Raw genomic sequence first — 12,753 nt, 5'->3', positions numbered from 1 at the left:
TTCACGCCTCGCACAAACTGATTACTATAAGCTTTCCTCCGAATCCTGTTGCGGACGCTTTCCCGTTGAAAAAACGTACTCCTTTTTTACTGGCCTTAATGGTTTCAGTGCTTCCATTAAAAAGCATGGCGCAGACGGTAGCCGATCCGCTGCTGGCCTCGCAGATCGTTGATCGTTATGCCGAGCATATCTTCTATGGCAGTGGCGCAACCGGCATGGCGCTGGTGGCGATTGATGGCAATCAGCGCGTATTTGCCAGCTTTGGCGATACCAGCCCTGGCAATAACGTGCGCCCTCAGCTCGACTCCGTGATTCGCATCGCCTCGCTGAGCAAATTGATGACCAGCGAAGTGATGGTCAAAATGGCGGAACGCGGACAGATTCGCCTTGATGACCCGTTGAGCAAGTATGCTCCGGCTGGCGCACGCGTCCCGAATTACAACGGTCAGCCGATTCGCCTGATCAACCTCGCGACTCATACCGGCAGCCTGCCGCGTGAGCAGCCGGGCGGCAAACCGCATCGTCCCGTGTTTGTCTGGCCAACCAAAGCCGATCGCTGGCAGTGGCTGCAGGGTGCGCAATTGAAAGCCACGCCGGGAACACAAGCCTCCTATTCCAACCTCGGCTTTGACCTGCTGAGTGATGCGCTGTCGAAAGCGGCAGGCACGCCTTATCCCGCCCTGCTGCAACAGCTGGTGACGCGTCCGCTGGGAATGAAAGACACCACCTTTACGCCATCCCCCGATCAGTGCCAGCGCCTGATGATCCCTGAGAAAGGGGCCAGCCCGTGCAATAACACCCTGGCGGCAATTGGCAGCGGTGGCGTGTATTCAACGCCGGATGATATGGGCCGCTGGATGCAGCAATTCCTCAACTCGGCGGTTAATCACCGCACGCCGCAGGTTGATCGTCTGCAAACGCTGATCTATCGCCGTGACCAGTTGACCAAAGTGGAAGGTATGGATGTGCCTGGCCGTGCCGATGCCTTAGGCATGGGCTGGGTGTATATGGGGCCAAAAGAGGGACGTCCAGGGATTATCGAGAAAACCGGCGGCGGCGGCGGCTTTATTACTTACATGGCGATGGTGCCACAGAATAACGTCGGAGTATTTGTGGTGGTGACGCGTTCACCGCTGTCACGCTTCACACCGATGAGCGATGGCGTGAATAATCTGTTGGCGGAGTTGGTGGGCAATCAAAATGGCTCACCGATGATGATCAATGCCATACCTTCTCCCTAGATAGTTCGTGATGCAGAAAGGCGGCAATTGAATGAATCCCCAGGAGCTTACATCAGTAAGTGACTGGGGTGAATGAAAACAGCCAACGCATCTGCAGTGCGAATTATGACGGGGGCTGGCTGACCCACAGCGTGGGCCATTTATCACTGCTATGCCATGCGTCACAGGTTTTCTCTTCAGCATACTCTGCCAGCACAAAGTCATTTCCGTCGTACTGCCAACGCGTGGCGACACCACAATCTCCCAGACCGCGGCCTTTACTGAAGGTGTAAAGCAAACCGCTGCTGGCATCGAATTCAGCGTTCACCAACTCCATCTGATTGTCACTGCGTCCGGGTGGCGTGAATGGCAAGGTCAACGTCAGCCCGCGAGCAACGTAAGGCTGGCTACGCGTCACCTCAAAGGCCAAATCAATCACGTTATAGGCACCGGCTTCACAACTGATCAAAAGCAGCGCTTTAGTGTCGGTGAGCGGCGCTACACTCACTTCACGTCTCAGCGGATCGAGCGAACAGTTGTCGGTGTTAACCCGCCAGGTACCGTAATCAATTAACCCGCTGGTTTCTTCCTGAGTTAACGGCGCTGGCTGCGGTAAGCGAGCGGGCAGTTGCGGTACCTGCGGCACAGGGAGAACGTCCGATGGCGCGCGATCGCCCCGCTTCACCCAGGCGCTGGCGCCATTTACCCGCCCCTGAACGTCATCCATCAACAATAGCGCGGCTTTCATGCCGCTGAGTGGGATAGTGGCTTTAGCCTGATAGGTCAGCTGCAGAGTATGGGCATCCAGCGTTTGCGCCAGAAATTCGTCGATGGCGATGGCATTACTGGTGGCGAGATGGTGTGGCTCCACGCTCCAGTGTTTGAGGTCTGGCGTCAGGCGACGTTGATCCAGCAGCAAATTTTCCTTCAGCGGTCCGCCGGGCAGCTCTCCGCTGTACGCGCTGCCGTAATCAATACGCAGCAGCGGGCGATCGTTAACACCAGCGCCACGTGATAGGGTCATCACTAATCCGTTGTCCCCCGGAAAGCTGCGTGCCACGCAAAAAGCCGCGTTGTTACAGGTGAGCTGCCAGTCAGAAAATGACTTTTGCAATGGCTCAGCCTTAACGCACGCGACAAACACAAAGGGCAATAAAAGCAGCGACTTCATCCAATAAGACATCAAAAAAAAAGGTCCCCAAATTCCCTGAAAAGAAATCATAGCGTAACGACAACGTGGTCAGCAGGCCGAAACTGTGAGCTGGCCCTAAAAGCGGTACTAACTGCTGAAAAAGCCGTCGCCTGAGGGCGATCTGAGGCTGGAGAAGCAAGAATTCCATCATCCATTTCGACTGATTTCCGCTCAATCGGATTCGTCGGACTGTGGAGTCATGTTTGTCTGAAAGCGTGTATCTGGGTAACACCTCCGTCCGCTCGACGTCATGCCGTCAAAGACGGGTTTGGCTAAAAACAATTTTGCGCACATCACAAATCGGTCAAATACACATAAACGGTCATACTCGGTCATGATAAGGTGTTTTCATACGGTAATAATTGTTTGCTACCGATCCCGCGATTTAGCGCTAACACGCGTGTTTATGTGAATCAGATCTCTATTACATGAAAAAATAGATATCTCATTTACATAAAAATTTAACCCACATCACTCTAACGTCGCCGGGCATTTTGACCACTGCGGACTCGTGCGCAGTCCACATTTTCCCGCTGCGGTATCCAGTACTTTATAGCCATCGGAGGGAAGTCATGTTGCCGATTGAAAGACAGCAGCGAATTATTGACGAATTAAATTTAAATGGTCGGGTTATTGTCGCTGAATTAGTCACGTTGTGTCAGGTTTCGCAAGAAACTATTCGTCGTGATTTAACTCAGCTGGAGAAACGTGGGCTGTTGCAGCGTAGCCACGGCGGTGCAGTACCAGCAAAACGACAAGCCGCTAACATTCAGGGGAATACGAGGGGTGTTAACGAGTATGAATTATCTTTCCGCCAGCGCATGAATGAACATGTAGATGCAAAGATGGCAATAGCCAAACGTGCACTCGATTTCATCAGCCCCGGCGATTGTATATTACTCGACAGTAGCACCACTTGCTGGTATTTGGCGCGACAGCTACCGGATATTGAATTAACGGTATTAACCAACTCTATCAGAATTGTGCAAACCCTTGCGGCGCGCGGCAGTATCCGCACCATCTGTCTGGGGGGAGAATATTCTGACCGTTATGAAGATTTCCACGGTGTTGTCGCTGAACAGCCTTTACGGGAATTTCAGATCAATAAGATCTTTTTTTCCTGTAGCAGTTTAGGCAATGACGGTTATTTACGTGAAGGTAACGAAAACAACGCACATTTAAAACAACAGATGTTACTGGCAGCAGAAAGAAAACATCTGCTGCTGGATGCCAGTAAATTCCTGCGGCCCTCATTCGCGCGTATTTGTCATTATCGCGATGTGGACTTTCTCATCACTGACCAATTAAAAGACAAAGAGCTGGAACAAGAATTAGCCTGGAACGGCGTCAATATTATTGATTGCTCACAGCGCAACAATTCAATGCAGCTTATAAAAAATTAATCCGGAGTCTTTATGAAAAAACATCTTATCGCCTGTTCTCTGCTTGCTCTGTTTGCCGCTACCGGCGCGCACGCTGCTGACAAATTACGCATGGGCATCGTGGTGAAAATTGGCGGTATTCCATGGTTCAACGCCATGGAAGCGGGCATCAAGAGTGAAGCGGCGAAACGCGGCATTGATGCATGGATGGTAGGCCCAACCGCCGCCGACCCTGCCCTGCAGGTGCGTGCGATCGAAGATTTGATTGCGCAGAAAGTCGACATCATCGGCGTAGTGCCGAATGACCCGAAAGTGCTGGAACCGGTACTGAAACGTGCACGTGAAGCCGGCATTCAGGTGATCACCCACGAATCACCGGATCAGAAAGGCGCGAACTGGGACTTCGAACTGGTGGATGCCCCGACACACGGCATCAACCATATGAAAGCACTGGCGAAATGCATGCATGAAGAGGGCAAATACGCCATGTACGTCGGCAGCCTGACTGTGCCATTGCACCAACAGTGGACCGATGCCGCGCTGAACTACCAGAAAGAGCACTATCCAAAAATGCAGATGGTGACCGACAAGTTCGGCGTCGGCGAATCGCTGGATGACTCCATCCGTACCACTAACGAACTGATGTCCAAATACCCGGATCTGAAAGGCATTATGGCATTCGGCTCACAGGGCCCAATCGGTGCCGGTCGTGCAGTGATGAACCGCAACAAGATTGATCAGGTGTGCGTCATTGGCGCCTTCAGCCCAGGCCAGGGTGCTTCACTGGTGCAGCGTGGCGCGATCAAAGGCGGCTACATCTGGAACCCGCAAACCGCTGGCGAAGTGTTCGTGCGTATCGCCGACATGATGCAGAAGAAAGAGCCGATCACCGACGGTATGACCATCGACGGTCTGGGTAAAGTGAAAGTTGACGAGGCGACCCACACCATCCTCGGTAACAACACCGAAAGCCTGGATAAAGAAAACCTGCCAAAACTGGTGAAAATGGGGCTGTAATGATGAAAGAGGTGATCCCACAGACGTTAATTGCGCTCGACAACCTGTCGAAAACTTTTGGTGGCAACCGCGCACTGAGCGATATCTCGCTGAGCTTACTGGCGGGCGAAGTGCACTGCCTGGCTGGCACCAACGGCTGTGGCAAGAGCACCTTAATCAAAGTCATTTCCGGGGTACACGCCCCGGACAGTGGCAGCCGCATTACCCTGGGTGATGGCCCGACCTTCCCGCGTCTGACCACCCGTCAGGCGCGTGATTTCGGTATCCAGGTGATTTATCAGGATCTGTCGTTGTTCCCGAATTTGAGCGTGGCCGAGAACATCGCCTTTGAGCACAACCTTAATGGCCTGCTCGGCTGGCACCGCAAGGCGAAGCTGCGTGAAACGGCAACCCGTATTATTGAAGAACTGAAATTCGATCTCGATTTGGATGAGAAAGTCTCGGCGCTGTCGATTGCTGCACGTCAGCAGGTGGCGATTTGCCGTGCACTGGTCGCCGATGCGCGCCTGGTGATCATGGACGAACCGACGGCTTCTCTGACCCGCACCGAAGTAAACCAACTGCTGCGCACTGTGCGCTACCTGAAAGACAAAAACATCTGCGTGGTGTTCGTCAGCCACCGTCTGGATGAAGTATTAGAGATTTCGGATCGCGTGACCGTGATCCGTGACGGACGCAAGATGGGCTGCTGGCCCGCTAAAGTGATGACGCCACATCATCTGACTGAACTGATGACCGGGCTGAAACTCGATTACCAACTGAAAGCGCCAACGCGTAATGCCGACCGCGCCATTCTCGAAGTCGAGAACCTGACACGCGCCGGTCAATACCATGACGTCAATTTCAAGCTGTATCAGGGCGAAGTACTCGGCCTGTGCGGCCTGCTCGGCTCCGGTCGTACGGAACTGGCACTGTCGCTGTTTGGCATGACCAAACCCGATAGCGGCAAAATCTGGCTCGACAGCAAGCCCGTGCGTTTCCGCGGTCATGAAGATGCCATCAAAGCCGGTATCGGTTATGTCTCCGAAGACCGCTTAACCCTCGGTCTGGTGCAGCAGCAATCGGTGGCTGACAACATGGTGCTGCCGATCCTCGACAAACTGCAAAACCGTTTTCACATCATCGACGAATACCGCAAGAACAAGCTGATCCTGCAATGGATTCAACAGCTCGGTGTGCGCGTGGCCGATCCCAATCTGGCGATCTCTACCCTCTCCGGCGGCAACCAGCAAAAGATTGTGCTGGCGAAATGGGTGCTGACCCAGCCGCGCATTCTGATTCTGGACTCGCCGACCGTGGGCGTGGATGTCGGCGCTAAAGCCAGCATCTATCAGTTGATCCACGAGCTGGCGAAAGAGGGTCTGTCGATCATTCTGATTTCCGATGAAGTGCCAGAGGTTTGGTACAACTGCGACCGCATTCTGCACTTCCGTGATGGCACCGTTCATGCCGAATACCAACCCGATACCGTTGAGCAAGAACAGCTGGCGGAGGTGATCAATGCCTGATTTTTCTCGTTTACGCCCGCACTCCAGTCAAGGCTGGCTGGCGTGGGTGCTGCTGGCTTTCATCCTGTTTTTCTCGGTGGCCAGCGACCAGTTCCTCTCCGTGCAAAACCTGCTGGATCTGGCCGAAAGCTACGCGGTGACCGGTATCTTTGCCCTCGGCCTGTTTGTGGTGCTGGTGACCGGCGGGATCGATATCTCCTTCGCCGCCGTGGCGTCGGTGGTGCAATACCTGATTGCTTCGCTGTTTGTGCAGTTCCAGTTTGATAACGCGGCGCTGAGCATCCTGCTGGCGATTGTCTGCGGCACCACCTTTGGCGTGATTAACGCCCTGCTGATTACCTCGCTGCGCGTGGTGTCGATCATCATCACCATCAGTATGCAGTCGCTGCTGTTTGGTCTGCTGATGTGGGTGACCGGCGGTAAGAGCCTTTATTCCCTGCCGGACTGGTGGATCACGCTGCGCAGCGTGCTGCCCTTCACCTGGCAAGGCAACAGTTTCCAGATTGGCCTGCCGCTGATCACCATGCTGGTGATTGCCGGACTGACTGCGCTGCTGCTCAACAAAACCAACCTCGGCCGCCAGCTGTATGCGGTGGGCGGCGATGCGGAATCCGCACGTCGTATCGGGATTCGTGTCGGTCTGATTCACGTTTTCGCTTACGGCTGGCTCGGTGCGATGGCGGCGATTGGCGGCCTGGTGCAGGTGTATCGCATGGGTGAAGTGGTACCGAATGCGTTAGTCGGTGGCGAGCTGGATGTACTGGCGGCCACGGTACTGGGCGGTGCCAGCCTGATGGGCGGTAAAGGTACGGTGAGCGGCACACTGATGGGCGTGTTCCTGATCGCCATCCTGAAGAACGGCCTCAACCTGATTGGCGTCTCCAACTACTTCATGAACATCGTGGTAGGCGGCGTGATCATGGTGGCGATTGCCGTCACTCACTACAAAAAACGTAAAGAAACTGACGTCAGTTTCGTCTGACAGGAGCATTTACATGAAATCACTCTCTGCTCTGCGTCCGGACGGCACCAATATTGGCCTGATGCTGCTGATTGCGCTGGCGCTGGCAATCTTCACCTTCATGCTGCCGGGCCGCTTTATGACCGACTCGACCTTTATGAGTATGGCGTTCCAGCTGCCGGAACTGGGCTTGCTGACGCTGGCAATGTTTATCGCCATCCTCAGCGGTGGCCTGAACCTGGCGATTATCGCTACCGCTAACCTGACCGCACTGTTTATCGCCTGGACGCTGATGAGCGCCCTGCCCGCCGATGCCGGCACCGGTCAGCAACTGCTGTGGCTGTTTATCGCCATCGTCGGCGCAATGCTGATTGCTGCCTTTATCGGTGTCATCACCGGTGTGATGGTGACGCGAATTGGTGCTCACCCGATTCTGGTGACGCTGGCGACCATGATGACGCTGAACGGCATCGGCATCTGGCTGACCAAAGGTGCCGCTGTCAGCGGCATGCCATCGGTGGTGCAGGCACTCGGTTCCAACACGCTGTTGGGTATGCCATTGCCGTTATGGGTGTTCCTGATTGCCGCTGCGCTGCTGGCGCTGTTCCTGGGCAAAACCCGCGCCGGTAAATGCATCTACATGGGCGGCAGCAACATTAACGCCACCTGGTTCAGCGGCATCAACACGCATCGCATGGTGGTACTGGTGTACGTCATCTCCAGCCTGCTGTGCGTGTTAGCCGGATTGATCATGATGGCGCGATTTAACTCAGCGCGTATGGGTTACGGCGATGCGTATCTGCTGCTGACCGTGCTGGCGATTATTCTCGGCGGCACCGACCCGAACGGTGGCTTCGGCCGCGTCACGGGGGTGGTACTGGCGCTGATTGCCCTGCAAGTGCTCTCTACCGGTTTCAATCTGATGAACATCAGCCAGCACGTAAGCCTGGCGATGTGGGGCGCTGTGCTGATTGTGGTACTGGCCTTCAAACAATTCAAAGCCCGTTTTAATGAACATCGTGCCGTCAAGCTGAGCAAGCTCGCTGCAGCCCTTAATCCTCTGACCGAAAAAAAGGAAGTCTAATGCGTATTCAAGTCTCCCCGTCGTTGATGTGTATGAATCTGATGGAGATCAAGCACCAGCTGGAAGTGCTGGACTCCCGCGCAGACTTCCTCCATATCGATATCATGGACGGTCACTACGTTAAGAACATCACGCTGTCGCCGTTCTTTATTGAGCAGATTCGTCCACATACCAAAGTGGCGCTGGATGTGCATTTGATGGTGGAACACCCGACCGACTTCATTGAAGTGATTGCCAAAGCAGGTGCCGACTACATCTGCCCACATGCAGAAACCATCAACCGCGATGCGTTCCGCGTGATCAACCTGATTCGCAGCTTTGGCAAGAAAGTCGGCGTGGTGCTGAACCCGGCCACACCAGTATCGTTTATCCATCACTATATTCATCTGCTGGACAAAATCACCGTGATGACCGTGGATCCTGGCTATGCCGGACAGCCATTCATCCCGGAAATGGTCGCCAAAGTGCAGGAACTGAAAGCCCTGAAGCAGCAGCATGGCCACAAATATCTGATTGAGATCGATGGTTCCTGCAACACGCGCACTTACAACACGCTGGTTGGAGCAGGTGCAGAAGTACTGATCGTCGGTACCTCGGGCCTGTTTAACATCCATGACGATCTGGCAACGGCCTGGGACATGATGCGTGACAGCATTGATGAAGCTCAGGGCCTGGCGAAGGTATCCGCATGATTCCACGCTGGCTGGGCATCGACATTGGCGGCACCGGCACACGTCTGCAGCTGATGGAAGAGGGACGCATCTGGTCCAGCTTCCGCAAGGTGCCGACGGCCAGCTGGGCGCAGCAGCCCGACGCATTGACGGCACTCGGGCAGTTAATCAGTGAAACACTGGAGCAGCAACCGGTGAGCGGCGTGATGCTGGGATTGCCGGGCATTCTCAGCCGCGATCGTCAGCAGGTGATTTCGCTGCCGTTTATTCAGGCGCTGGATCATCAGCCTGTGGCGGCAATCCTCACCGAGCGTCTTGGCGTGCCAGTGGCGATGGATAAAGATGTTAACCATCTGATGATGTGGGATTTAATGCAGCTGGAGCAGTTGCCGGATATCGCGGTAGGTTTGTATCCCGGTACCGGTATGGGCAACAGCTTGTGGATCAATGGTCGCTTTTACCACGGCCAGCACGGCGGCGCGGGTGAATTGGGCCATGTGCCGATTGCCGGTAACGATCTACCCTGCCCGTGCGGCAACCGGGGTTGTGCGGAGACGGTGACTTCGGGCCATTGGTTGAGTCACTGGGCTAAGGCTCACGTGCCGAATACCGATATGTCGGCGCTGTTTACGCAACATGGCGACCATCCGGAGTTGCAGGCATTTGTTTATCGTTTGGCGCAGCTGATTGCCACCGAAATGAACATCCTCGATCCCGAATACCTGATTCTGGGTGGCGGAGTGCTGGCGATGGCGGACTTCCCGCTGGCGCAGTTACGCAGTCAGATTCAGCAGCATCTGCGTCCACCGGCCACGCGTGACAATTTGAAGATTGTGTTTAGTCAATCCACCGATCACACCGGCTGTCGCGGTGCCTGTTTAGCCGCCGAACGCCTGTTCAGGAGTGCATGATGAAAGGAAAAGTGTGTGTGTTTGGCTCGTTCAACCTCGACGTCGTCGCGGTGATGAACCGCTTCCCGATGCCGGGTGAATCACTGACTGCCCATAACAGCATGATGGGACCGGGCGGCAAAGGCGCAAACCAGGCCACGGCGGCGCTGCGTGCCGGGGCGCGCGTGCACTATATCGGCAAGGTCGGTAATGATGATTTTGGCACTTTCGCCCGTCGTCACCTCGAAAAAACCGGCTTTGATGCGATTACGCTGTTTACCTGTAAAGAGAAGCCTACCGGCAACGCACTGATTTATGTGGCCGGGGATGATGCTGAGAACATGATTTCGGTGTTCCCAGGCGCGAACACCACGGTGACGGCGGCGGAAGTGTCGCGCTGTCAGCCTACGGTAGCCGCAGCGGATATCTTGTTGGTGCAGCTAGAGAACAACCTGAATGCCATTCAGCGCATGATTGATAATGCGCGTGCGGGTGGCACCTTTGTGATTTTAAACCCGGCGCCGTGGCAAAAAGTGAGTGATGCACTGCTGGCGAAGGTGGATTTACTGACGCCCAATAGCACCGAAGCGATGCAGATTACCGGCGTAAAGGTGACGGATTTTGCCAGTGCGCAGAAAGCCGCAGAAGTGATGCACCGCAAAGGCGCGCGTCAGGTGATTATTACCCTGGGGATGGCGGGCGCCCTGTTGTCCAATGCGGAACAGCAGCCGCTGCGCATTCCGCTGTTCCCGGCACAACCGCTGGATACCACCGGCGCGGGCGATGCGTTTAACGGTGCGCTGGCAGCGCGTTTAGCGTCTGGCGATGAACTGCCACAGGCGGCTCTGTTCGCTTCGGCGTTTGCTTCGTTGTGTGTCGAGCGTTCTGGTGCGGCTAATTCAATGCCTTCGTACGCCGAAGCGCTGGCGCGTATGCAGGCACATCCGGGGTGCGTGCCCGAGCCGTTGGAAGTGATGGCTTGAATGACTGTGGGCGGCCATGAAAGTCGCCCTTAATGATGCACCGGTCAGGCTTTTAACCAACCTGCAATCTGCGCATATTGCAGCAGCATAATCGCTTTACCGTCGAGGATGCGGCCATCTTTCACCATCGCCAGCGCTTGCGGGAAAGGCAACTCCAGCACGGTAATCTCTTCATCTTCTACGCCACCACCGGCATTGGCGCGCATTGCATCGCTATACTCTGCCGCGAAGAAATGGACGATTTCTGTTACGCCACCCGGTGACATATAGGCTTCAAACAGCTTCTCGACCTTGCCGACCTCATAACCGGTCTCTTCGATGGCTTCTTTGCGGATGCAATCTTCCGGCGTGTCGTTATCCAGCAGCCCCGCGCAGGTCTCAATCAATTCACCGCTGGCATTACCGTTAACGTAAGTCGCAATGCGGAACTGACGAATCAGCAGCACGGTATTTTTATCGCGGTTATAAAGCAGGATGGTGGCGCCGTTGCCGCGATCATAGACTTCGCGTTTGTGGCGGATGACTTCGCCGTTGCTACGGGTCAGTTCGTAGGTGAAGTTACGCAGGATAAAGTAATTATCTGACAGTAACTTATCTTTAATGATGTTGATCTTTAACGACATGGCCGCTCCACCGCTTAATGAGGGAGCCTGAGATAATAGGCGTTAGCGGCGGGGAAAACTATCTGAATTCGTGCGGTCAATGCGCAATGAAGGGCGAGAACGGTCGCGCAATACGTTGCGCCGCTACGACAAGGTGCAGAGAGAAGTAGCGGCGCGATTTATCGCGCGAATTGATGACAATGCGAAAATCAAAAACCGTTCTTTTGCGCGCTCATATCCGGCAGGTGATGCGCAATCCCTTTGTGGCAATCAATACAGGTTTGCCCATCCTCAACCGCTTTGCTGTGCATCTTCGCCGCCACGGTCTTCTGCGCAGTGAAATCCATATACTCAAAGTTGTGGCAGTTTCGGCACTCCTGCGAGTTATTGTTTTTCATCCTGCGCCACTCATTCTGTGCCAGCTCGATACGCGTCTCTTCAAACTTCTGCGGTGTGTCGATCAGGCCGAAGATCTTGGCGTACACCTCTTTGCTGGCTTGCAATTTGCGCAGCATTTTCGGGCCCCATTCGTGCGGCACATGGCAATCCGGGCAAGTGGCACGCACGCCGCTGCGGTTGTTGTAGTGCACCGTCTGCATGTACTCCTGATACACATTGTTGCGCATCTCATGGCAGCCAATGCAGAACTGCTCGCGGTTGGTCATCTCCATTGCGGTATTAAAACCGCCCCAGAAAATAATCCCACCGGCAAAACCCAAAATCAGCAGCGTGCCGAGTGCTAAGCGGCTGGGGCGTCGCCACCAGCGCCAGATGCGTAATAATCTCTGTTTCATTGATAACCTCACTGCCCAAAGCCGTTAGCCGGTTTAAAGGTGTTCTCCACCACCGGTTTGGCATCGGTCTGCGGGACGTGGCACTGCAAACAGAAGTAGCGACGCGGCGATACCGTGCTGCTCACCAGACCATCGCGATCGGTGAAGTGTGTTGGACTCACGCGCGGTGCGCCGGTGGTCAGGTAACTTTGCGTGCCGTGGCACTGCAGGCAGCGGTTGACGTTTTTCGTCACCTGGTAGCCATCAACGCTGTGCGGGATCACCGGCGGCTGATTCACGTAGTTCAGCGGTTTGCGGCTCTGCTCTTTCGGCTGATGGATGGTGCCCTGCTGCGTGGCCGTGACTTCCGGGGATGATGTGAGATCCACGCCATGGCCCGCGTAAACCACGCCGCCCAGCATCAGGGCGGCAGCAGTGATAAGAGTGAATAACGGTTTCATTGCATCCTG

General features: G+C 54.9%; 13 protein-coding genes. 9 read left to right on the top strand and 4 right to left on the bottom strand.

Features of this window, described 5'->3' with window-relative positions; translation table 11 throughout:
- The first annotated feature begins 65 nt into the window (after positions 1-65).
- The gene (gene ampH / locus QMZ65_RS04360) at positions 66-1,241 is read left to right on the top strand and encodes a D-alanyl-D-alanine-carboxypeptidase/endopeptidase AmpH (protein ID WP_034825840.1); all 1,176 of its coding nucleotides are present in this window, start codon (positions 66-68) and stop codon (positions 1,239-1,241) included.
- A 103-nt stretch (positions 1,242-1,344) separates the two neighbouring features.
- Here ampH and QMZ65_RS04355 read toward each other — a convergent pair whose 3' ends face one another.
- A complete protein-coding gene (locus QMZ65_RS04355; protein WP_283215493.1) occupies positions 1,345-2,403 on the bottom strand; it encodes a DUF1176 domain-containing protein in 1,059 nt (352 codons plus the stop codon).
- 581 nt (positions 2,404-2,984) lie between these two features.
- On the opposite strand from QMZ65_RS04355, the gene QMZ65_RS04350 reads away from it, so the two are divergent.
- The 8 genes from QMZ65_RS04350 to QMZ65_RS04315 are packed head-to-tail and all read left to right on the top strand — an operon-like array spanning position 2,985 to position 10,908.
- Complete coding sequence (locus QMZ65_RS04350) at positions 2,985-3,815, top strand: DeoR/GlpR family DNA-binding transcription regulator (protein ID WP_034825836.1); 831 nt, start codon at positions 2,985-2,987, stop codon at positions 3,813-3,815.
- Positions 3,816-3,827: 12 nt separating this feature from the next.
- On the top strand, positions 3,828-4,811 hold the full coding sequence (locus QMZ65_RS04345; RefSeq protein ID WP_034825834.1) for a substrate-binding domain-containing protein: 984 nt from the start codon (positions 3,828-3,830) through the stop codon (positions 4,809-4,811).
- Between the two features lie 2 nt (positions 4,812-4,813).
- A complete protein-coding gene (locus tag QMZ65_RS04340) occupies positions 4,814-6,319 on the top strand; it encodes a sugar ABC transporter ATP-binding protein (protein WP_283215552.1) in 1,506 nt (501 codons plus the stop codon).
- Positions 6,312-7,301 carry an ABC transporter permease gene (locus QMZ65_RS04335; protein WP_034825832.1) on the top strand — a complete coding sequence of 330 codons (990 nt, stop codon included), beginning with the start codon at positions 6,312-6,314 and terminating at the stop codon, positions 7,299-7,301. The genes QMZ65_RS04340 and QMZ65_RS04335 overlap by 8 nt, the downstream gene beginning before the upstream one ends.
- A gap of 13 nt (positions 7,302-7,314) precedes the next feature.
- The gene (locus QMZ65_RS04330; protein WP_058959087.1) at positions 7,315-8,364 is read left to right on the top strand and encodes an ABC transporter permease; all 1,050 of its coding nucleotides are present in this window, start codon (positions 7,315-7,317) and stop codon (positions 8,362-8,364) included.
- On the top strand, positions 8,364-9,056 hold the full coding sequence (gene alsE / locus QMZ65_RS04325) for a D-allulose 6-phosphate 3-epimerase (protein ID WP_038645526.1): 693 nt from the start codon (positions 8,364-8,366) through the stop codon (positions 9,054-9,056). Before QMZ65_RS04330 ends, alsE begins: the two co-directional genes overlap by 1 nt.
- The gene (alsK, locus tag QMZ65_RS04320; RefSeq protein WP_097118570.1) at positions 9,053-9,946 is read left to right on the top strand and encodes an allose kinase; all 894 of its coding nucleotides are present in this window, start codon (positions 9,053-9,055) and stop codon (positions 9,944-9,946) included. The genes alsE and alsK overlap by 4 nt, the downstream gene beginning before the upstream one ends.
- Positions 9,946-10,908: a ribokinase gene (locus tag QMZ65_RS04315; protein WP_097118571.1), complete on the top strand. Its 963-nt coding sequence runs from the start codon at positions 9,946-9,948 to the stop codon at positions 10,906-10,908. The genes alsK and QMZ65_RS04315 overlap by 1 nt, the downstream gene beginning before the upstream one ends.
- Before the next feature lie 44 nt (positions 10,909-10,952).
- Here QMZ65_RS04315 and nudK read toward each other — a convergent pair whose 3' ends face one another.
- The 3 genes from nudK to napB all read right to left on the bottom strand — a co-directional run bounded on the left by nudK (position 10,953) and on the right by napB (position 12,744).
- Positions 10,953-11,531 carry a GDP-mannose pyrophosphatase NudK gene (gene nudK, locus QMZ65_RS04310; protein ID WP_097118572.1) on the bottom strand — a complete coding sequence of 193 codons (579 nt, stop codon included), beginning with the start codon at positions 11,529-11,531 and terminating at the stop codon, positions 10,953-10,955.
- A 188-nt stretch (positions 11,532-11,719) separates the two neighbouring features.
- A complete protein-coding gene (gene napC / locus QMZ65_RS04305) occupies positions 11,720-12,304 on the bottom strand; it encodes a cytochrome c-type protein NapC (RefSeq protein WP_097118573.1) in 585 nt (194 codons plus the stop codon).
- Positions 12,305-12,312: 8 nt separating this feature from the next.
- On the bottom strand, positions 12,313-12,744 hold the full coding sequence (napB, locus tag QMZ65_RS04300) for a nitrate reductase cytochrome c-type subunit (RefSeq protein ID WP_097118574.1): 432 nt from the start codon (positions 12,742-12,744) through the stop codon (positions 12,313-12,315).
- Between the last annotated feature and the right edge of the window lie 9 nt (positions 12,745-12,753).

This window comes from Pantoea sp. EABMAA-21 (genome assembly GCF_030053335.1).
Classification (GTDB): Bacteria; Pseudomonadota; Gammaproteobacteria; order Enterobacterales; family Enterobacteriaceae; genus Pantoea; species Pantoea communis.
This window is presented reverse-complemented; position numbering and strand designations above follow the sequence as displayed.

Coding starts and splice junctions, on each gene's coding strand:
- QMZ65_RS04350 (WP_034825836.1), top strand. CDS start 2,985: ATGTTGCCGATTGAAAGACAGCAGCGAATTATTGACGAATTAAATTTA.
- QMZ65_RS04330 (WP_058959087.1), top strand. CDS start 7,315: ATGAAATCACTCTCTGCTCTGCGTCCGGACGGCACCAATATTGGCCTG.
- QMZ65_RS04345 (WP_034825834.1), top strand. CDS start 3,828: ATGAAAAAACATCTTATCGCCTGTTCTCTGCTTGCTCTGTTTGCCGCT.
- napB (WP_097118574.1), bottom strand. CDS start 12,744: ATGAAACCGTTATTCACTCTTATCACTGCTGCCGCCCTGATGCTGGGC.
- QMZ65_RS04355 (WP_283215493.1), bottom strand. CDS start 2,403: ATGTCTTATTGGATGAAGTCGCTGCTTTTATTGCCCTTTGTGTTTGTC.
- napC (WP_097118573.1), bottom strand. CDS start 12,304: ATGAAACAGAGATTATTACGCATCTGGCGCTGGTGGCGACGCCCCAGC.
- alsK (WP_097118570.1), top strand. CDS start 9,053: ATGATTCCACGCTGGCTGGGCATCGACATTGGCGGCACCGGCACACGT.
- QMZ65_RS04340 (WP_283215552.1), top strand. CDS start 4,814: ATGAAAGAGGTGATCCCACAGACGTTAATTGCGCTCGACAACCTGTCG.
- nudK (WP_097118572.1), bottom strand. CDS start 11,531: ATGTCGTTAAAGATCAACATCATTAAAGATAAGTTACTGTCAGATAAT.
- QMZ65_RS04335 (WP_034825832.1), top strand. CDS start 6,312: ATGCCTGATTTTTCTCGTTTACGCCCGCACTCCAGTCAAGGCTGGCTG.
- QMZ65_RS04315 (WP_097118571.1), top strand. CDS start 9,946: ATGAAAGGAAAAGTGTGTGTGTTTGGCTCGTTCAACCTCGACGTCGTC.
- alsE (WP_038645526.1), top strand. CDS start 8,364: ATGCGTATTCAAGTCTCCCCGTCGTTGATGTGTATGAATCTGATGGAG.